The organism is Ruminococcus bromii, from assembly GCF_002834225.1.
In the GTDB taxonomy this organism is placed as follows: Bacteria; Bacillota; Clostridia; order Oscillospirales; family Acutalibacteraceae; genus Ruminococcoides; species Ruminococcoides bromii.
The window spans coordinates 1-21,343 of record NZ_NNSR01000036.1; the positions used below are offsets into that span (position 1 = coordinate 1).

A 21,343-nucleotide genomic window follows, 5' to 3' on the forward strand; every position below is an offset into this window, starting at 1 on the left:
GTTACCGCCGGCATCGTAAGTATAGTTATAAACTTTGCCGTTCAGCTTGTCATCTACACTAACAAGCTGATTCATCATATCGTAACTATAATGATACTGTAAAACTCCGTCTTTGGTAACATCTGTAATATTACTGCGAGCATCATACTTTTTGTGTCAAAGGAGGCTCTTTTGAGCCTCCTTACAGAAAATATTCTACCAAATATCAAAAATCAATCGAACAACAACGTTATACAATATGTGCAAAATATCAAAAAAACTAATTTCAATTGCAGAAAAATAGATATTTTAAAATTCTTTCTTACAATTATTTCGACACCTCTATATTTTACAATCTGGCGATATTTTATTAAAGTTGCAAGCAGAAGGCATAAACTAAAAAGCACACAGAAAATAAAAATCCAAAAGCTAATTGCATAACTGTCGATAAAAACATACCTAATATATATAATTGATAAGACTCCTATACAGGAAAATATATAATTAGGAACGGTGTAACAAAAAATAGTTTTTTCAGTAAAATACTTTTCAAAAGGTGGAACGATTGAAATATTGGTTGCGTCATATGCTTCTCTAGAATCATACAATCGTTTTAAGCCTATAATGAGTTGATATATTCCAAAAATAATTATTGAGTTCATGTACTGTAACTCTTCACTTTCATAAAATTCGGCGACAGACAAATAAATATAATTTTGAAAATGTGAATCAACCAGTATCCACGAAGACAATATTTGAGTTATAAAAAACCACAAGAGTAAGCTCGTATAACACAACGGTCTTTTGCTTTGATCATATTTTAACACATCATATTTTACGGTAAAAAATATGAGCAGAAAACTAATCAAAAACAACAATATTGTTAAAACGATACCAAACACATCTGTTGTTTTAATAGATTTATAGCATGGCAACATAAAGCTTAAAGTACTAAAAATGTATAAATGAAAACTACCAGTAATAATATTAACAATCATATTAACAACTGTAGTCAAATAAGAAATCAAAAAAAGCAAAAGAGAAAGTAGATATACTTTCTTTTTTTTACACACCACACCACTTTCTTTCATTTTCACTACTCCATTTATTACTCCAATATGTCGATAAGGAAATTGTTACTAAAGAAGCTACCACTGAACATACCATACTTTCTCGCATAATTTTAACACAATATTATATATTAGTCAAACTATTTTATTGCTATTTTATGCATTCTCTGTCAGATAAATTGTATGTGTCAAGTTTAGTTACTGCTTGTCGGTGTTTTTATGTTTATGAAGTTTTAATTCTGTCAAATTTAAAAGCACGGTTATAATACTAATCAAAAATATTATTGTCAGCCACAATGACGCTGTAAATGTTCTAGAGAACAGATTTACAAGTATTTGATTTCCTGTTAGGCTTTGTGAGTTTAGTGTTTGTGCATTATCGACAAGCACATTCAGGTAATTTGAAAGGTCAAAAATGTTATCATTTGGTATATATTTTGAGGGGATAAAAATGCTGAAATCACAAATATTAAACACAATCAAAAGCACGGCAGGTATTCCTGCAAAAACAAGCACAAGTGCAACATATTTTAGCGGAATATTTTTTAGCGATTTCAGAAAGTAGTTTAATTTGAGATTTTCTTTTATCTCCTCAAAAAATTTTCTACTGAACCTATACCACAACTTCAATGCAATAATGCTAAATCCGATAAATATTGCAAGGTATAAAATATGTTCAAATGACGAGAGCGTTTGATTTTTCTCATTCAGATTAACCGAATAATACTGTGGCAAATCCATTTGCTCAACAATTGCTCCCGTATATACCGAATTATCGTAAACAATCATATCAACCGTTCTGTCACCATAATTTTCGGCTGTTGTATATGGAACATACACCCTCTGTTTGTCATCAGCAGAAAACTTATTTATTAAACTTTCGTTTTCGCATATCACACCGCAAATTGTATATTGATTTCCGTCAATGCAAATCTTTTTACCGACTGCATCTGTTGTAAAAAACAGTTTGAGAGCAAGAGAACTTCCGATTATTGCAACCTTATCTCTGTTATCTATGTTATTGGACGAAATATTTTCGCCGTTAATTTCAGTCTTATAATCCGAAAACCAGTTTTCATTCACAAGTACCGTAGTTACGGTTTCTTCCTTAACTTTTGTTTCTTTACCCTCGGAACAAAAAGCTATGCCTTTGTCAGTAATCCGTTCAAACAGCTTTTCAAGTTTAGAAACCGTTTTTGGAGCAGTTTCGGAATTTTTATCATAAGTTAATTGAGTAACATCAGGTAATTGCCCTTTTGCATTTTCAATAATTATAATATTCGCAATAAAAACGCTCACAGTCAGCAACAGCAGTAACAGAAACGAAACAATTTTTCTTTTGCTCACACTGTTTCCTCCTCAATATAAACACTTGAACCGTTTTCTATACTCTTGGTTGTTTTATATACAACTTGACTGTCGCCAAAAAGTGAGTCCGATGTCACCTCGCAATACAGCTCGTCACTGTTACATATATCCACCGAAACCTCTTCAACTGTTGCATCACCGTTTTCGGTTTTATTTATAACAAATACTATTCCCGTATTGCCTGCCCCATCCACCGATGAAACAGGCAAAAGATAATGTGTTTTCATATCATTTGAACCTGCGGTATCGTCAATTACACCTGTTTGAACCGAAACCACTTTGACCTTTGGAAGAAGCATATTATTGATTGTTTTTGAAAAATATGTAAGTAATGCAATCACAATAAAAAATACAATTGAAAATTTCAACACTACGCTCTTTAGCTTATCTTTTTTCATAAAAGCCTCTCTCCTATCCCTTATCAGTTCCGACAAACGGCGAATCAATATCCCTGTGTCCGTAAAGATAAATAAGCAATGCAGGAATCATAAATATAACTCCGCAGGCAAATATTATGCCGTAATCCGAACTTCCGACATCAGTAAGCGTTACGGAAAGCGGATACATACCCTCATTATCAAAATAAATCAGCGGTTGTTCAACTACATTCCAATTATCAATAAAACAGAGCAACGCAAGTGTTATGAGTCCGCCCTTAATCTGCGGAAGAATAATATTAGTAAATATCTTTAAATATGACGCACCGTCAACTCTTGCCGCCTCAATTGCGGAATCGGGAATGTATTTTATACTTTGCCTCAAAAGACAAATTCCGAATGCAGAAAAAGTTCCGGGTAAAATTACCGCAAGAAAATTATTCAGCAAATTCATATTTTCAAGAATCATATAATCAGGAACAAGTGTTACCTGCAACGGCAAAATGAGCAAAATTATGTATATGAAAAACAGCTTGTCCCTGAACGGGAATTTCAATTTTGCAAAAGCAAAAGCCGCCAATGATGATACTGCAACCTGACCGATTACTGTCGGAAAAGTACAAACAACCGAATTCCAGAACTTCAACAAATATTCGGGTTTTCTGAAAAGAGTCTGATAAAACTGCTCCAAAGTTGCCATATTCGGAATCATATTGAGTTCTTTATATTTTCCGTCAGAAAAATTGAGCATCTCGCTTACCTGTGAACCTGTCATAAATGAACAAGCAAGCATATAAATGACAGGAAACAAAAACAGCACAGTTACAGCAATCAGCAAAATATATTTTAGTATTTTCATAACCGTATCTTTCATAACAAACCTCTCAAGAATAGCTGTGTTTCCTTTCAAAGCAGAAGAAAATAAACAGCACAATAATTATAAACAGCGATAAGACAATTGATGCCGCCGACAATCTTGGATAGTTAAGATTGTAATAATTGTTGTTGATGAAATTCTGCAAAAAATACACATTGGTGTTTGGATAATCGCCAAACAAAGCAAATACCTCACGGAAAATTTTAAATGAATAAATAAGCTCCATTAGAAAAACAAAAAATGTAGTTGGCGCAATCATAGGTATAGTAATTTTAGTTACAAGCTGATGAGCTTTTGCACCGTCAAGCCTTGCGCTTTCGTAGAGAGATTGCGAAACATTGGCAATGCCTGCCGTAAAAAGAATCACACAAAATCCGCAGTACTTCCACACATAAATAAAAACGATCATCACCATAGACCATTCCGAATTAAAAAATTCAACAGTATTAAATCCAAGTGAATTAAGTAATCCGTTGATTGCACCGTAATCATCAAAAACTAATTGCCACACGCAAATCAGAGATGCAATCGGGACTACAACAGGAATAAGCAATGCACTTCTGAAAAAGGAAGATATTTTATTAAAAGAATTAAGAAACAACGCTATCAAAAACGAAATCACCATTAACAACGGTATCGCCGTAACTGTAAATATGCCCGTGTTTTTAAGTGCAAGCAAAAATGTGTTGTTTTGAAAAAGCTGTATGTAATTTTCTATGCCCACAAAAGTATCGCCGACATACAGGCTTTTGGTAAAACAAATTATGTACGGCACAATATAGAACACCGCTATGCCTAAAAAAGACGGTAATATAAACAGATATGCCGCTATATGCTCTTTTTGTTTCCTTGTTAATTTAGATTTTCTCATAATTTATTCCTACTCAGTTAAATAAATTTTCGTTGCCGCTGAAAGCTGACGAATAAATTTATCTTTTGCTATACCTTTATTTATATAATCATCAACAATGTCACCGATAACATTGTCATTATAATATGAATGTGACACATCTCGATACAAGGTGCAAGCGTTTACATTATCGGCAATGTCAATGTATGCTTTCATAAAATCGTTGTCAATCCCGATAATTTTATTGTTATCATCCGTTCTTGAGCCGGCAACAAGCTTGGCATTATCGTAAACAGACATATTCACAGGAAAACTCAAACTTCCTGATGCTGTTGCACCAATTTCTTGAATTTCATCACTAAGAGTATATTTTATAAACGCAAGTGCTTGCTCCTTTAGTTGCGTATTATTATTAATTGCATATCCAACCTGTATGTGTGCGGAATTAACATCTTTGTTTTTTGTCAATCCACGAAAGACTACAGGTGTTTCATTTATAGATTGATAATAAGAATAACTTCCTGCCATCAACGGAAATGACCGATTTATATACAATCCGTCAAACAATTCATTTGTATTGTTTTTTTGAGAAATCGTCAACATCTGCATCATTACATCTAAATTATCTTTAAATTCATCGGTATCAAAATACACAGCTTTATTTTCAAAATCAACATAGCTGTTTAAAAATCTGCAAAAGAGTTGCATTGGATAATCAAACCACAAAAAATCCGACAACTCATTAGATACAAATGAATAGCCTTCATCATTTAAAAAATAATTTTCAAATACATCTGAAAAATTACTGTATGTCAAAGAAAAGCCGTTATTTTCTTTGATATTGAAATTTTTCAATCTTTCTTCTGTAGATACCAATACATCAACTCCATAAAACAGCGGTACAATATATAAACCGTTATCATAAACTCCTGCGTTGAGTATGTTAACGTTATAATCATCAAGATTTATTGCATTTGAAGAATTATCATCTTTTAACAAATCATAAATATTCATTAATGAACGGCTTTCAATTAATTTTTCAAAAGGCAATTTTTGACTAAGTGAAATAATATCAGGTCCACTTCCTGCCATAATTTCAGTTGATATCTGCGTTGACATTTCTTGTTCAGAATCAAATTTAACTATCTCAACTTGGAAAGACGGATTATTACTGTTTATGCAATATTTATTGTATTTTTCTGTAATCCAAGACAGAGCGTCTTCATCATTTAATGTGTAATAAACAAGATGATTTTGTTCGCTGTTATTTTTTATTGCACAACTTGAAAATGAAGTAATTATTATAACACTTAAAAGTATAGCTAGTATGACTTTAATAGATTCATGCGGTTTAAATAAAAAGCGTGTGAACATAATTACATTTTATCCTTATCCGTGTATACTTCCATCAGGCCAATCATAGTACTGACCATTTGACATTTTTGAGTTTTTAGCTGATGAGTAAGCTTTGCTTAAATGCTTTGAATAACTTGAACATTTACCTGAAACTGATGCAACATAATATGTACCATTTTTAAGGCAACGACCAATGGTAATGCGCGAACATCCTCCATTTATTTCTTTTCATACTACCCTCTTATATCTCTCATACACAAGAAAATTTCTGTAAGTTTTCTATTACATATAATAAAATTTTAACATAATCTATTCCTTCAAATAAATCTCAGTTGCTGCTGTAAGTTGACGAATGAACTTTTCATTTGAAATATCCCCGTTTAAATATTTATCAACTATATCACTGATTACTGAAGAATTAAAATAAGTATCCGATAAATAATTAAAGCTATATAAGTTACATTTTGTTATGTTGTTTATAATATATTTATAATCTCTTATCGCCGCACTTTCAGTAGTTTCAACAATAGCTTTTTCTTTATCACTAACAATTAAATCTTCAAAATCTATTACTTCATCTATTGAATCAATGCATTTTTCCATAGCATCGCTGTTTACAGGCAAATACATACGTTCTTCACTCATATTTTTTTGCACATCACAGGACAAACAGTACTTAATGAAAGGCAGTAATTTTTCTTTATTTTTACAATTATCATTAACGGCAATACCAACATCTATAGAGGCAGAAATTGAATCATCATCCATATTGTAATTATTTACAAACACAGGAGTTGATCCTAAATATTTTAAATACGAATATGTCCTTACTATACTACTAAAAGCAGGCATTTCCTTATATAAAATAGAAGCACCATTAATTATATTATCATATAAAAAATAATAAACATTTTCGTCGGTAGTGTCATTCTTAATCAAGCTATAGATAGAATCCAAATCTTCCGAAAACTTATCGCTGTTAAATTCTGTATTTCCGCTGTTAAAATCTATATATTGATCTAAAAACGAATAAAAAAAGGCAATATTATCATCGGCACTTCCAAAAAGAGAATATTCTTTTTTATTTTTTGAAAGTTTCTCAGATAATGCTTTAAAAGAAAATTCAGATGATGTTAAATTGTACTTATTAAGTGTTTCCTCTGTAGTTATAAAAACATCAGGTGAATAGAACAAAGGTATAAAATATCTTTTACCGTCAATCACTCCTGCATCCATAATTTTTGAATCGCAGTTATCTATTCCTATATCATAACTAAATTCACTTATAAGCTCGTTTACATCTGCAATAGTTTTGCTATCTGTTAATTTCTCAAATGGAAGCTTTTGACTCAAAGAAAAAATATCAGGTCCTTCACCTGCCATAATTTCTGTTGACATTTTTAATTTCATTTCTTCCTGAGATTCAAATTCCACGATTTCAATTTGATAGGACTCATCGTAATGCTTTGTACAATATTTATTGTACCTTTTAATAATATCGCAAATAGCATCCTCATAGTATGCACAATATGTAAGCTTTGAGGAATTGCTTGAAGCTGTGCTTTCACCACATCCGCTGAAAGCAAACACAGTAATAATAAATTGTAATGTTAAAATTATCGCAATTTTATTTTTCATAATGATTCACCTTGTGATTATATATCTTAACATAATTCTAAATTATTAATCTGTAGTCTATCTGAATTTTTATTATTTAAATCAACAATAACGCTCTACTTGTTAATTCATACGGATAAGTAGCGAAATTAATATGCACTGAGTTAAATTCACTTCATTAATAATTGAAAGTAACATATAAATCCTTTGCAATTCCCTTTGCAGGGTCAAAAACTACTACAGTATCACCCTTAACTTTAGTTATAACTACGTAATGCAATAAGGAATCGTCAATCACTACATGTGCAATAGCAAGTATAGGTAATTTAGAGGTTTATGATTACTTATCAGCTTCATTCTGTTAAATAAATTTCCGTTGCCGCTGTGAGTTGACGTATAAACTTTTCCTTTGAAATATCCCCGTTTAAGTAATCGTTCACAATATCTCCGATAACCGAGGAGTTGTAATAAGTATTTTCAAATTCCAGATAATCATATAAAGTACAACTGCTTATACTGTTAATCATATCTAAATATTCATTAAAAAACTTAGTTTTTATTTCATCTGAATATTCTTCCTCAGATTTCTCATACTCTCCATCATCATTAATATCATATACACGTTTTGACGTATGGTCAATTACATATTCAAAAGCAGCTTTATTTACAGGCAGTGCCCTTACCACTATTGATGATGATGAGCTGCTTTCACTCCATAATTTTTGAATATCATAACTTAAAACATATTGAATAAAAGCCAACGCTTTTTCTTTGTTATTTGAATTATTATTCAATGCAATACCACATTGAACAAATGCTGATACTGCATTTGCCTTTTTATTGTAGTTTGGAATAATAACCGGCGTGCTGTTATTATTATAAATATAAAAATAAGAATTTAGCGTACTCATCATAGAACCGTCGAAAGATAATTGTGAAGTACGAAACAAATAATTACCTATTATATCCCATGTAGTTCCTTCTTTTCTTGAATTATCATTCCTAATCATTTTTCCAATATAATCTAAGCTCTCGGTAAATTCATCGCTTGAAAATTCTGTAGTTTTATTATAAAAATCCACATATTCATTAACATAGGAAAGGAAGAACTTATATGTTTCATCTTTATTTCCAAAAAGCGCATAATTATGGTCTTTGTCAGATAACCGTATCTCTAACTCTTTAAATGAAAAGTTAGTATTTTCCAGATTATATTTATCTAATATTTCCTGAGTTGTTATAAGTATATTGGGGCAATAAGCTATAGGTATAATATATCGCTTTCCATTGTAAATTCCGCAATCCATTATTGTTGAATTATAGTCATCAAAATCTATATCGGATTTGTATAATTTCGCAAGCTCATCTATATCCGCAAATGAACCGTTATCAATCAGCTTTTCAAAAGGTAATTTTTGATTCAATGAAATTATGTCGGGTCCTTTCCCCGCCATTATCTCCGTTGATATTTTTGTAAGCATAGTATCTTCCGAATCAAAATCCACAATTTCAATTTGATATGACTCATCAAGTTTTTTAAGACAATAATTATTATATTTTTGTATCAATTCTACACAAACCGAATCTTCATTGTTTATGGTATAATATTTTAATTTTTGACCGTCTTCATTATTCTTTGAACAGGATGCAAAACATAATAATATTGCCAGCAATAAAAATATTGATGTCAATTTAATATACAACTGATATTTCACCTCAATCTTAATCAAGAAAAAACAGTTAATTCATACGGATAAGTAGCGAAATTAATATGCACTGAGTTAAATTCACTTCATTAATAATTGAAAGTAAAATATGAACCCTTTGCAATTCCCTTTGCAGGGTAAAAAACTACTACAGTATCACCCTTAACTTTAGTTATAACTACATAATGCAATAAGGAATCGTCAATTATCACATGTGCAATTGCAGGCAAAGGCAATTTATTAGTTAACACACTTTTATCCGCTTCAACAACTTTTTGCTAAAAACCAAAATGCTCAATTACCTTTACTAGTCCATGTGCATTGGTACCTTGGTGGACAGTACCTGCAATATCACGAATTTTTGCTTTGTAACTTTTAAACCGTATTTTCTAAAAATTGCGGCCAGGCAAGCCAGACCGCAATCTGTTTCGTCATTTTGTAATATACATTTGAATCTAATCATAATATACCAGTTCATTCTGTTAAATAAATTTCCGTTGCCGCTGTGAGCTGACGAAGTAGCTTTTCTTTGTTTACTGCTATGCAGATTTTGGATATGTATAATCAGGTATTATATAATTATAAAAATATTACAAACGTTTGAAACAAGAATTTGATAACACAAAAACAAATATACTACTTATCAATATAAAAATATATGGACATATTATGTCCATGGTGCTGCTTGGAATATCAGATGAAAGCATATTAATAAACTTAAGAAAGTCAATATTGGCAGTCATGCAAAATATTTCGTAACACACACTGATAATAAAAGGAATTGCTATATTTTTTAAAATTATAGATATTGAAAAACTAATACTAAAAAAAGCAAATGTCTGAACAAAAAATATAAAAATATAATTGAAATAATTAAACTTTAGTATTATACAATATAAACCAAGCAATACACATATATGCAGGAAATAAAAAACAAACACAAGAAAAAGTTCAACTATAAGACTTTTTTTATAAACAAGCAATAGTTCTCTGATTCTGCCCTCTACATACTCTCTGAAACCAAATAAAGTCCACCATACAGCAAAAAATGGGCAAAAAATTTGTAACATTATGTATGTTGAAAAATAACATTGTTCGGGTGAATATCCTTTAGCAAAATCCAAATATGTTAAAAAAGGAAGTACAAGAAATAAAAAAACAACAGGTACAATATAGAGAATTCCCATTCCTTTAAGTGTTAATTGTATTAATGAAAGGCGGTTTATATATCTTTTAAGGCACATAAATATCCATCCTCTATATCAGCGTTAATACTCACTCCCTGCTCAATAAAATTACTTGAGAGAACGATTATATAATTTTTATTATCCTTACTGATTCTGTCTTTAACATAATAATTTCCCTCTAAATTATTTTCATATTCTTCGTCTAAAAGAAAAACTTTTTCATTTCCGATAGAAGTAATATCGCTGCAAGTTCCCTGAACAACATTTCTTCCCTCATTAATTATAACAATCTCATCACATATTGATTTTACGTCCGAAACAATGTGAGTAGAAATAATAATAGTTTTATCATTTTTTATTTTCCTTAAAAGAGATTTAAATCTTACTCTCTCCTCAGGATCAAGACCTGCAGTCGGTTCATCAAACAAAACAATTTCAGGATTTCCCATTATAGCTTGGGCTATTCCCAATCGTCGAACCATACCTCCTGACAGCGAACCCACTTTGTTTTTAATTTTATCACTTAGGTTGACCAAATCAATGCAATATCTGATTTCATTGTCTTGATTTGACTTAGGTATTTTCTTTAATGTGGCAAAATATCTCATAGTTTCATATACAGTCAATGACTTCATAGCACCAAACTGCTGAGGCAAATATCCTATATTTTCACAATCGCACTCAATGCTTCCCTTTTCGGGAGAAAGCAAACCGCATATACATCTCATCATAGTAGTTTTGCCGGAACCGTTTGGTCCAAGCAAGCCATAAATACCGTGCTTAAATTCGCAGGAAAAATCATTTAAAGCTTTTGTTTTCTTAAAAGACTTGGTGCAGTTCTTCAAAATCAGCACAATTATACCTTCTTCCTTGTTAATTATCATTTATACTTTCGGAGTCAACCACGGCTTTTTCTACATATTTAGAATAGCCCATATCTCTTTGAGCAAGAAGTATTTCAGCAACTTGCTTCTTTGTTTCCTCATCAGTTGCTTTATTAATAAAAACTGTATCATCTCCTAAAAATATTCCATCATAAATACAATTAGAAGAAAGCATTTCATTTGTCTGAATAATAGTATATTCTTTGAGATTTAATTTATTGCTGCTATTGTTATCCAACTCATTAATGTATTTCTGAATTTCGTCTATATATTCTTCATCTATTTTGCTCAATCCCCACCCCTTTACAGTAATTGCATAAATCTTATAAATATCAGACGAATTTGATTTATAAAATCCACTAAAAAGCGTAGGATAGCTTGTAACCCCGACAAAACAATTTTTCTCATTCTTTACCTCATCAAGATTTGAATAAAACTGCCTTGCTGAATCAACTCGAATATTAAATTCTGTTTCGGATTTTATCTCAATCGGATTATATGTGGTATAATCACCCGTAATTTTGTAAAATCCGGTAATAGGGTAATATGCAAAAAAGCCGGGCAGAGAACACGCCTGATAATTACTGTATAATATAGGTGAATAACCGCTGTACTTTATGTTTATAAGTTGCAGGTTTCCGTTCCCTATTACAGTAACATAATCTCCTTCACGATTATATTTTAAAGCATTTCCTTCAATATCAGTTATCTTTAAAACATTGTATCCATGGTACAATGTAAAATTGTAATACTCTAAACCTGTATCAGATAAAGTCATTGATACTTCGGCATCTAATTGTCTGTAAATGCTTAAATCCATATCGTATGATGTAACTTCAAAATCCGGATCTTGGTTCTTTTGCTCATTTTCAGTATAAAACAAATAATCTGACATTGAAATACTGTCAAGCTGAGCTCCCTTTTCAATATGGCTTCCACCATAAAAGTAGCCAACCAGATTAAATGTTGAAATTAATAGTGTTAATGACAGTAAAACAGCTTTTAATGCGGTTTTCTTTATTTGACAAAGTTTGAAAAACAAAAATGACAGTAGAGAAATCCAGAAAATAATTAAATTCCATCTATAAATTTCAGCATACATACCGTAATCATGGTTTATGTACCACTCTAAATCATTTGGCAGAATATATGCAAGAAAATATTTTGCTTCCCAAAAATTAATTTTGGTAACCTGGCTTAAACCCCCCGGAATAAAGTCAGATGTACTTGACACAAGGAAAATTATAAGCGCCATAAGAGCATATGAAACAATCCTTTTCGTCTTTTGAGCAAAAAAAACGCCAAGTAAAATCGGGATTATTCCACCCAGAAAAACATATAAAAATAAAACTGAAAATATATGATACAAATAACTGTAGTCATTCATTCCGGATGACAAAAATATAACAAAATTAAATACAAATGCGCTAAAGAACTCTAAAGCCGGAATAAACAACAAAACTGTTACAGTACTTGTTAAAATCCTAGTCTTACCATTTTTGTGTGAATACAATGCTTCATCTATATAACAACGCTTATATAGGTAAAAGAATTCATATGATGTAAAACATAATATTACAAATGATAGTAAGCATAATTTTATAGAATTCTTTAAATATATTAATACATCATTATTGAGTGAAAAGCTATAACAACTATATACAAGATTCCCCAAAAAACATACTAACAGTATGATAACCGGAATAAATATTATTTTAGTTTTAAAAAACAATTTTAAATTTTGTTTTATCATTTTTACTCACCCTATTCCTTGTAAGTACGGGTTTACAAGGAAATAATAAATACTAAATTAGATTGCTGTAATTTTACCTGTGGCTGAACAATTCTTACCACCCCACCACCATGAATTCATTTTACCTCTCCATGATGCTTTGGAATTATTTATGACGGTGTATACACCTGATGATGCATTATATCCCGGTTCAGCAAAAACATGTTGCGCCTGTACCCATGTTATAATAGAAACAATATAACATCTTGTTGGCGTTTTGCATGGTAGCCGCCTGCAAATTTGCGTATTACAATGTAAGCACAATAGAAAGTCAGACTTTCAATTAATAAATTGAAACACAATCCTAATATCATAACAGTTGCAATATGTATCAATGATGATAAAATAATATTAAAAGCATATTTGTAAATTTCTTTATCTTCGTTTTTTATAAGATCGTTTGAAGCAAAAAACTCTATAATTTTTGAGCCAATCTTTTCCATTACTTTATCTTTTTAAATTTGTCAAGCTTTGCAGGAGCCTTAGGCTGATACATAAAAAAGCCAGTGGATGAATTAGCATTTATTGAGAGTGCTAATGTAAAACTAGCAATAATTGCGGGTGAAATTTTGCAAATAAAATTTTTTATTTTCTTCATAATATTATTCCTCCCTTCGTGAGGATTTTAGCACACATTAAAAGTAAAAACATAATTCTTGCAAAAATGATGTCAAATTTGCTCAAAGTGATGTGATTTTAAAATTACTGAGGTAAAATTTGAAATTTTGCATCTAAAGCAATAACATTTAATGACATTTTTTTGAAATATATGTTATAATTTATTTCAAGGAGGTTTTTCTTTTGAAAGTATTAATTTGTGACGATGATAAATGTATTGTCGATGAAATAAAAAACAATCTGAATACATTTTCAGATAAACATAGAATAGTTTTTGATATTGATTTGTTTTACAATGGTGTAGAGCTGCTGAATAGTAATATCAGTTATGATATGGCGTTCATTGATATTGAAATGCCTCTGGTAAATGGTCTGACTTTGTCCGCACAATTAAAAAAGGTAAACTCTAATATAATTATTTTTATTATAACCTCGCATGACGCTTATCTTGATGACGCTATGGATTTGGATGTGTTTCGCTATCTGTCAAAGCCTATTGACAATAACCGTTTTTTCAGAGCGCTAAATACGGCTATTAATTATTTTCATTCCAATACTCAAATAATAACTCTTGAATATTATGACGAGTGTTACTCTGTTTTCACAAGTGATATAGTATATATAACTATTGAAGAAAGAAAGGCTGTTATTATAACATGTCAGAAGAAGTATTATACAAATAAAAAATTAAGTTATTGGAAAGAAAAACTAAAGGATTACGATTATTTTGCACAACCACATTACAGTTATCTTGTTAATCTGAGGTATGTCTCGGATTTTAATAAGACTGAGCTTAATATTAATGTAGATTTAAAAAGTGAAACTCTACCTATATCTCAAAGGAACTATTCAAACTTTAAAAAGGCATATTTTGCATACATAGGGGTATAAAAATGGTATATACAATTTGCTATGCGTTTGTTTTTCTTGCAGAAATTCTGATATCACTGTTTTATTTTGAAAACAAATTTGAAAGAAAATCAAGCAAAAAATTTTTGTTATTTTCAGTTGTTATTGTGTATGTATTATTGTATTTATCTCGATTATTGAATTTAACACTGGTTAATTTAATTGCATTTTTTGCGTGTAACTTCTTTTTACTTTATTTTTGTTATTTCATAAGTATTAAATCCTGTATTTTCCACTGTAGCATATTACTTATATTTATGGCAATCACAGAAAGTATTGTCTTGTTTGTTTCAACAGTATTATTCGGTACGGATTTTTTCACTTCCATGGATAATTCTTTAAGTCTCATTATTCAAGCGACTATCAGTAAACTGTTATATTTTTTGATAATTTACTTTGTATCAAAATTCTCAATAAAAGAACATAAATCAGAAAGTTATTCTCTTTCTATACCTCTCTTGGTTTTACCTGCCTCAAGTATTCTGCTACTGTATGCAGTATCACATGCGCTACACAATTTTGATTTAGAACAAAAATACATATATTTATTAATAATAAGTATGGTGCTATTACTTTTCTCAAATATAGCGGTTTTTTGGGTATATGAATTTACTTTGAAAACTCAAAGACACAATATGAAATTGGAATATGAAAGGCAAAAGGAAAAATCTACAGCTGAGTATTATGATTTACTTAATGAGCAAAATGAAAACTCAAAAATTGTTATGCACGACATAAAACGGCATTTAAACGCCATTAAGAGTATTGCCAAAGACAAGGCTGTTACAGAGTACATAGACGATTTTATTGAAGACTTCAGCATAAATAAATCTGTTGATTACTGCAACAATCCTATGGTCAATTCAATCGTCAACAGGTACAAATCCTTCTGTGACAAGTTCGGGGTGAAGATGAATATTGACATCAGAAGTGCTGATTTTAGCTTTATGAGCGAACCTGACATAACTGCTCTGCTTGACAATCTGCTTGAAAACGCAGTTGAAGCGGCACAAAATACAGAGAACGGATTTATAGATTTTTCGGCTTTCGTCCGCAAAAATAAATATCTGTCAATGCAGCTTACAAACTCGGTCAAGAATATTGTAGCCGTCAAGAACAACCGCATAGCATCATCAAAAAAATCTGACGCAATACATGGAACGGGACTGAAAAGCATTAAAAGAGTAGTTAAAAAATATGACGGTGAAATAAATATGAAATTCAATGAGGATGATATGACCTTTACCTCAAACATTGTGTTTGAAATTCGGAGATAACGCAGTAATCGAATCATATAATTCCTTGACTAATGAAATGCATTATATAATGAGAAATTCCAATACCTGATAATACTGATATCAGCAAAATGAGATCTAATTGATGAAATTAAGAATCGGAAAGAAATTGCAAATATAAAAGTTTTGCAGTGAGCTTGTAAAATAAAGTGTGTAAGTTAAAAAATAGCTTGCACACTTTTCTTGACAAAGCCGTAATAAAAACAGCATTACAACTTCACAAACACAATCAAAGGCACAGCTGAACGGATTTTTCCGTAAGCTGTGCCTTGTTCTTAGTTGTGTATCACTTGCTCTTTTACAATTTCTGTTGCTTATAAATTTCATACATTCTTATTTTTCGGATTTCCGCAACTATTGACATAGAGCCAATCATTTATGATATTATTGGAAAAAGTGTCCGTAAACCCACAGTGCCCTGTCGATATCCCTACATTTTTCATATGTGACCTTCTGACCCTCGGGGAGTTCTTTGTTATAATCTTCTACGAACTGATTCAGCTTCTTTATGTAAATCTGATAAGTCTTATTATAGCGCTTGTTATCACTAAACAGGTTTTTAAACCCGAGCTGATCCTTCTGAGGTAAATCTCGCGGTTTAACATTCGCTCCGATGTATAAACTATTCAGCGAGCCGAAAGACAGCTCGTCTTGTACATTGCTCGGATAAATCGCATCCAGCGCCATCATTGCGAAGATATCGTAAATCCGCATTTCTCCTTGAGTGATAAAATACATAAAAGTAATCAGATAGACTGATCCGATACCTTTGAGCGATGCTATGGTCAACTTTTCAAGGAATTTTTGTTGTTTTTCCTTTTTATCATTTTCTTTCAGGCTTCTATAACTTTTACTGAGATCTACCGCCGTATTTAGAAAGTCATAGAACGTTTTCGTTTCTTCTTCTCCATTCTCTTTTTTTACTGTTTCTTTTTCAATTAGTCCGTGACGAGTAACAGCACTTGCGACTCTATCTTTTTTATTGAAGTTCCAATTTTTCTTTTTATCTTCACCTGCTATATAGACAATATCTTTCTTGCATAAACTCTGCTTCTGATCTATCTTATTTGTTTTCCACGCAAAAATTTTCAGGAAAGCCTCCACATCCGGTGCTTCTTCACGCAAATATTTTTCTATCTGTTGCTCTACCCATTTGCAAGTCTGAAAATAATACATATGGCTATATGTCTTTACAAAATTGGTGAAATCGAGTTTTCCTTCTTCTGCATTAGGACTGTTTGGATCGAAAGTTGCAACATTATACAGTGTTACTTTTGATTCTTCATTCATTATCTGCACTCCTTTCTTATCTATATAGTGTTAGCATCTAAATAGTACAAAACAAAATGAGATATCCCCTTTAAGTGTTGTATAATAAAAAAGAGGAGGGATTCATTATGTCACGACAAAAAACTCATCACACCAAGCAATTCAAGTTGGATGCTATCAACTATCGCAAAGAGCACCCTGATCTTACACAGGTTGAATGTGCAAAGAACCTGGGTATCGGTGTCAGTACTCTTGCTCGCTGGGAAGCCCAGTTCAGAGATAATGACGGTGATATTCCCGTTATCGGTTCCAGCAGTTACGCTTCTGATGAAGCGAAGGAAATCGCCCACCTTAAGCGTAAGCTGCGTTATGGACTTGTATGCCAGAAAAATCATTGCCTGGACTCTTGCAGACACTATGGAAGTATCTACAGTTATCGAAACAATCAACAAGGCAAAAGCCTGTCGTAATACTGATTTACCACTTATTATCCATTCAGATCGTGGCAGCCAGTATATTTCAAATGCGTGGCGTGAAGCCACTGAAAAGATGCAGCAAAGCTATTCTCATAGTGGTTATCCTTACGATAATGCCTGCATCGAATCTTTCCATTCCTTAATCAAAAGAGAATAGCTTAACAGATTTCATATCATTTACTACAAACATGCCTATAGGCTTGTATTTGAGTATATTGAAACCTTTTATAATACCGTTAGGATTCACAGCCACTGTGACTATATGTCTCCTAATGATTTTGAAAAATTGTTTGAGAGGGTATCTTCTCTGCCAGCAGCTTAGTTGGCAGAACTTCTCCTTTTATTTTGTGCTAAATCTTGACACAGGACCATTTACAATTTCTATTGCTTATAAATTTCATACACTCTTATTTTTCGGCTTTCCGCAACTATTGACATTGAGCCTATTTAGTTTACAATTCGAGGGAATTTACATTCAGCAAGAACTCATAAAGTCCAAGATGAAGTATTCCGTCCTCATCCGTCCAAGACTTCATTGAAGTTTTGCTGATAATAATCTTTTTAAAGAAATCCTTTGTATTCTTCAAAGGTCTGAGTTCGGTTTCAAGTTTTGACGGTTCCGAAACATTTAGTGCGGATTGAATATAGTATTTTTTAGAACCCTTGTTTACTACAAAATCTATCTCGCACTGTTTTTTTGACCTCTTTCCTACACTCGTTTCCACGATTTCTACAACACCGACATCAACGGAATACTCTCGACACAGAAGTTCATTGTATATAATATTCTCCATTATGTGCGTTTCTTCCTGCTGCCTAAAATTAAGTCTTGCGTTGCGAAGTCCGATGTCGGCGCAATAATACTTTGATGGGTATTCAAAATACTTCTTGCCTTTTACATCGTATCGTTTCGCATTGCTGAACAGAAACGATTCAATTAGATAATTCAGATAGTTGGAAACGGTTGTACCTGAAACCTTAATATTTTTCACCGTCCGCAAGGTATTTGATATTTTGCTTGCATTGGTAAGCGAACCGACAGAAGAACAAAGGTCATCCGTTAATTCGCTGAGCACATCAGGCAACTCAATATCATAACGCTCCACAATGTCTTTGAAATAAACCTCGGTGAAAAGAGTGTGCAAATAGTTCATCTTCTCCGCATCGCTCTTTTTTGTTAAAACAAGCGGCATACCGCCATATAAAGCGTATTCCTCATAGGCGTCGGATTTATCTCCGCCCACAAAAGAATAATACTCTTTGAAAGAGATAGGATAAACTCTAACTTCATCACCTCTGCCACGAAAGGCAGTCAGTACATCTTTCGTGAGCATTTTTGAATTACTGCCTGTTACATAAATGTCAACATTGCGAAGCCGCATAAGACCGTTGAGTACATTGTAAAGCTTAACGTCCTCAGGGTTTTTAAGTTCATCCTTTGTGATTGCGTACTGCACCTCATCAATGAGAATATAGTACATATCTGAGTTCACGATTTTCCCACGAATATATTTCGACAGTTCATCGGGATCACGGTACTTTACAAAGGTATCATCATCCAAGGCAATCGTAATGATCTGTTCTTCTTTTACACCGCTTTCAATCAGATAATCGTAAAACAGATTGAACAGCAGAAAACTCTTACCGCATCTTCTGATTCCGGTAATGACCTTAATCAGTCCGTTTTCTTTTCTGTCAATAATTCTGTTAAGATATTCGTCACGCTTAATAATGTTCTGCATTGTAGCCCTCCGCTCACTTAAAACTTACGGGTATTTCCCCCTTACTTTCAAATATAGTATACCACCATTTTTGCAAAATATCAAGCACTTACTTGAAACTTAAGTGTATTTGCACCTAAGTTTTTATTATATTTCCAACATCTCCCCCCCTCTCTATTCTACCGTCCTCATCAGTCATTCTTGCAACACGAAAACCCTCGTGGCGAATCAGCGAAATATTGCTGACTGTCATTGATATTGAATACAGTAAAACAAAAGGAGTAGAAAAAAGAATTGTAAGGAGCATTATTACTGCGGTCAGGTAGTGTATGCTTGACAGCTGATATGCTCGGTAGTTGATAAGCAGGAACACTGACAAAGCAATAAATAGGGTTGCCAATCCGACAAAAACTATCATCAGCGAACAGTCAAGAACGGTACTGTAAGAGCATAAATGCTTTTTAAGACTTTTTCTGAAACGGATAATCATATATACAGCCATTATGCCGAAAAACAGCGCACCTGCAATGTAATATACAGGATAACCCGATATATTCTGCACAAGGTTGTCATCAAAATCGCCGTTAGTCAGTATGTTAAATGCGTTTACCCTTAAATCAACAAACTGTGAGTAATACGACTGCGGATCACTTTCTTTAAAAGCAAAGATTTCTGCTTCTGTTTTTCCCTGCTTCAGCGAATTAAAGGTCAGCCTTATATATCCGTTATCATAAACAGGCTCGCTGTGACTGACAATGCCGTCCTGAGAATATTTAATCTTAATATCAGACAAATCGCTTATATGATTTTCAGGGATGTAAACCGAGTAGCTCCCACAGAATGTGATCATATACAGAAATACACCTAAAGTCAAAATAATTATTAAAACAGCTGCAAAAAAAGACCTCTTTTTTAACATACACTCACTCCTTGTGTTTTCAATAAACAAGTACAACATAAAAGTATTATTTACTACACCGTAACTATCGGTAATTCAATCACGCTTTACGGTTTTTTGGTTTTCAATTTTATCATTTCTTTCAAAAAATATATAAATATAATCTATAAAATCGAATTTCAGACACTTATAGATATATCTGTATTAATCATAACATATCGGGCGTGACAAATGCGTGACAGATTCGGGCGTTTTTCAATAAAAAGTTTTTTTAAAAAAATTTTTCGTTTGTTATCGTGGTTTCGCCTGTAAAACACTGCACTACAAAAATACGGTCAGGCTTTTACGCCTGACCGCTTAATATTAATGGGTTTACCCAGTGCCACGCTTGCGTGGCACAAACAACCACCCGCTATGCGGGTGTGCATAAAAAGTTATACAAAAAAATCACCAATCGTATTACAATAAGAATGTTCAAGTCTATTGTAAAAAAAGAAAGGTGATTTTAATGGCAAATAAAACAAATAGTTTATCCCACACAAAATGGATGTGCAAATACCATGTAGTGTTTGTGCCAAAGTATAGAAGAAAAATAATATAAGCACAGTATCGACAGAGTTTGCAAGACATAATAAGATTGTTATGTCAGTACAAAGGAGTGGAGATACTAGAGGGGCATATGATGATAGATCATGTACACTTGCTCTTAAGTATACCACCGAAGATGAGTGTGTCAAGTTTTATGGGATATTTAAAAGGAAAAAGTGCGTTAATGATGTTTGAGAAACACGCAAATCTGAAGTATAAGTTTGGAAATAGGCACTTTTGGGCAGAAGGATATTATGTGAGTACAGTAGGTCTAAATGAAGCAACCATAAGGAAATACATAGAAGACCAAGAAAAGCATGATATAGCACTAGATAAATTAAGTGTACGAGAATATGAAGACCCTTTTAAGGGTGGCGAGTAATACAAACACCCTTTAAGGGGTGGCGAAAGAGGCAAAGGCAATAGGCTTGAACCAAGTGAAAGCCAGCGTCTTGAGACGCTGGCCGGTAGCATGGGCTTATAGCCCTAGAGCAAACCACCCGTTG

21 protein-coding genes and 2 pseudogenes are annotated in these 21,343 nt (G+C 32.3%); 5 read left to right on the forward strand and 18 right to left on the reverse strand.

What is annotated here, in order from left to right:
- Positions 1–212: 212 nt before the first annotated feature.
- The 15 genes and pseudogenes from RBATCC27255_RS03295 to RBATCC27255_RS03370 all read right to left on the reverse strand — a co-directional run bounded on the left by RBATCC27255_RS03295 (position 213) and on the right by RBATCC27255_RS03370 (position 13,661).
- On the reverse strand, positions 213–1,070 hold the full coding sequence (locus RBATCC27255_RS03295; protein ID WP_101028732.1) for a hypothetical protein: 858 nt from the start codon (positions 1,068–1,070) through the stop codon (positions 213–215).
- A 177-nt stretch (positions 1,071–1,247) separates the two neighbouring features.
- Complete coding sequence (locus tag RBATCC27255_RS03300; RefSeq protein WP_101028733.1) at positions 1,248–2,396, reverse strand: ABC transporter permease; 1,149 nt, start codon at positions 2,394–2,396, stop codon at positions 1,248–1,250.
- Complete coding sequence (locus tag RBATCC27255_RS03305; RefSeq protein WP_021883112.1) at positions 2,393–2,815, reverse strand: hypothetical protein; 423 nt, start codon at positions 2,813–2,815, stop codon at positions 2,393–2,395. Before RBATCC27255_RS03305 ends, RBATCC27255_RS03300 begins: the two co-directional genes overlap by 4 nt.
- 13 nt (positions 2,816–2,828) lie before the next feature.
- Complete coding sequence (locus tag RBATCC27255_RS03310) at positions 2,829–3,668, reverse strand: carbohydrate ABC transporter permease (RefSeq protein WP_101028734.1); 840 nt, start codon at positions 3,666–3,668, stop codon at positions 2,829–2,831.
- Positions 3,669–3,678: 10 nt separating this feature from the next.
- On the reverse strand, positions 3,679–4,542 hold the full coding sequence (locus tag RBATCC27255_RS03315; protein ID WP_021883114.1) for a carbohydrate ABC transporter permease: 864 nt from the start codon (positions 4,540–4,542) through the stop codon (positions 3,679–3,681).
- A gap of 9 nt (positions 4,543–4,551) precedes the next feature.
- A complete protein-coding gene (locus tag RBATCC27255_RS03320; RefSeq protein ID WP_101028735.1) occupies positions 4,552–5,895 on the reverse strand; it encodes an ABC transporter substrate-binding protein in 1,344 nt (447 codons plus the stop codon).
- A gap of 291 nt (positions 5,896–6,186) precedes the next feature.
- The gene (locus RBATCC27255_RS03325) at positions 6,187–7,515 is read right to left on the reverse strand and encodes an ABC transporter substrate-binding protein (RefSeq protein WP_101028736.1); all 1,329 of its coding nucleotides are present in this window, start codon (positions 7,513–7,515) and stop codon (positions 6,187–6,189) included.
- Between the two features lie 157 nt (positions 7,516–7,672).
- Positions 7,673–7,813 (reverse strand): cysteine peptidase family C39 domain-containing protein, encoded by a 141-nt coding sequence (locus RBATCC27255_RS10730; RefSeq protein ID WP_101028737.1) that lies wholly within the window; start codon positions 7,811–7,813, stop codon positions 7,673–7,675.
- Positions 7,814–7,847: 34 nt separating this feature from the next.
- Positions 7,848–9,197: an ABC transporter substrate-binding protein gene (locus RBATCC27255_RS03335; protein WP_169923229.1), complete on the reverse strand. Its 1,350-nt coding sequence runs from the start codon at positions 9,195–9,197 to the stop codon at positions 7,848–7,850.
- A gap of 92 nt (positions 9,198–9,289) precedes the next feature.
- A pseudogene (locus tag RBATCC27255_RS10635) lies at positions 9,290–9,463 on the reverse strand (cysteine peptidase family C39 domain-containing protein); the annotation flags it as partial.
- Between the two features lie 44 nt (positions 9,464–9,507).
- Positions 9,508–9,678 (reverse strand): cysteine peptidase family C39 domain-containing protein, encoded by a 171-nt coding sequence (locus RBATCC27255_RS10735; RefSeq protein WP_101028740.1) that lies wholly within the window; start codon positions 9,676–9,678, stop codon positions 9,508–9,510.
- A gap of 744 nt (positions 9,679–10,422) precedes the next feature.
- On the reverse strand, positions 10,423–11,271 hold the full coding sequence (locus tag RBATCC27255_RS03355) for an ATP-binding cassette domain-containing protein (protein ID WP_207722738.1): 849 nt from the start codon (positions 11,269–11,271) through the stop codon (positions 10,423–10,425).
- Positions 11,261–12,526 (reverse strand): hypothetical protein, encoded by a 1,266-nt coding sequence (locus RBATCC27255_RS03360; RefSeq protein ID WP_169923230.1) that lies wholly within the window; start codon positions 12,524–12,526, stop codon positions 11,261–11,263. Before RBATCC27255_RS03360 ends, RBATCC27255_RS03355 begins: the two co-directional genes overlap by 11 nt.
- A 719-nt stretch (positions 12,527–13,245) precedes the next feature.
- A complete protein-coding gene (locus RBATCC27255_RS03365) occupies positions 13,246–13,506 on the reverse strand; it encodes an accessory gene regulator B family protein (RefSeq protein WP_101028743.1) in 261 nt (86 codons plus the stop codon).
- A complete protein-coding gene (locus RBATCC27255_RS03370) occupies positions 13,506–13,661 on the reverse strand; it encodes an AgrD family cyclic lactone autoinducer peptide (RefSeq protein WP_101028744.1) in 156 nt (51 codons plus the stop codon). Before RBATCC27255_RS03370 ends, RBATCC27255_RS03365 begins: the two co-directional genes overlap by 1 nt.
- A 203-nt stretch (positions 13,662–13,864) precedes the next feature.
- On the opposite strand from RBATCC27255_RS03370, the gene RBATCC27255_RS03375 reads away from it, so the two are divergent.
- Both RBATCC27255_RS03375 and RBATCC27255_RS10405 read left to right on the forward strand, forming a co-directional pair.
- On the forward strand, positions 13,865–14,572 hold the full coding sequence (locus RBATCC27255_RS03375) for a LytR/AlgR family response regulator transcription factor (RefSeq protein WP_101028745.1): 708 nt from the start codon (positions 13,865–13,867) through the stop codon (positions 14,570–14,572).
- Positions 14,573–15,225: 653 nt separating this feature from the next.
- On the forward strand, positions 15,226–15,867 hold the full coding sequence (locus RBATCC27255_RS10405) for a sensor histidine kinase (protein ID WP_169923231.1): 642 nt from the start codon (positions 15,226–15,228) through the stop codon (positions 15,865–15,867).
- Positions 15,868–16,269: 402 nt separating this feature from the next.
- On the opposite strand, the gene RBATCC27255_RS03385 is transcribed toward RBATCC27255_RS10405, so the two are convergent.
- Positions 16,270–17,175, reverse strand: coding sequence for a hypothetical protein (locus tag RBATCC27255_RS03385; protein WP_101028747.1), 906 nt, complete (start codon positions 17,173–17,175; stop codon positions 16,270–16,272).
- 107 nt (positions 17,176–17,282) lie between these two features.
- Between RBATCC27255_RS03385 and RBATCC27255_RS10410 the strand changes: the two genes are divergently transcribed.
- Together RBATCC27255_RS10410 and RBATCC27255_RS10740 are read left to right on the forward strand one after the other, a co-directional pair.
- The gene (locus RBATCC27255_RS10410; protein WP_169923228.1) at positions 17,283–17,624 is read left to right on the forward strand and encodes a transposase; all 342 of its coding nucleotides are present in this window, start codon (positions 17,283–17,285) and stop codon (positions 17,622–17,624) included.
- The gene (locus RBATCC27255_RS10740) at positions 17,524–17,787 is read left to right on the forward strand and encodes a DDE-type integrase/transposase/recombinase (protein ID WP_169923232.1); all 264 of its coding nucleotides are present in this window, start codon (positions 17,524–17,526) and stop codon (positions 17,785–17,787) included. The genes RBATCC27255_RS10410 and RBATCC27255_RS10740 overlap by 101 nt, the downstream gene beginning before the upstream one ends.
- A 295-nt stretch (positions 17,788–18,082) precedes the next feature.
- Here RBATCC27255_RS10740 and RBATCC27255_RS03395 read toward each other — a convergent pair whose 3' ends face one another.
- Both RBATCC27255_RS03395 and RBATCC27255_RS03400 read right to left on the reverse strand, forming a co-directional pair.
- Positions 18,083–19,372, reverse strand: a complete 1,290-nt coding sequence (locus tag RBATCC27255_RS03395; protein WP_101028749.1) for an ATP-binding protein — start codon at positions 19,370–19,372, stop codon at positions 18,083–18,085.
- Positions 19,373–19,487: 115 nt separating this feature from the next.
- On the reverse strand, positions 19,488–20,144 hold the full coding sequence (locus tag RBATCC27255_RS03400; protein WP_169923233.1) for a hypothetical protein: 657 nt from the start codon (positions 20,142–20,144) through the stop codon (positions 19,488–19,490).
- Between the two features lie 613 nt (positions 20,145–20,757).
- On the opposite strand from RBATCC27255_RS03400, the pseudogene tnpA reads away from it, so the two are divergent.
- Positions 20,758–21,219: pseudogene (gene tnpA, locus RBATCC27255_RS03405) on the forward strand (IS200/IS605 family transposase).
- Positions 21,220–21,343 lie beyond the last annotated feature (124 nt).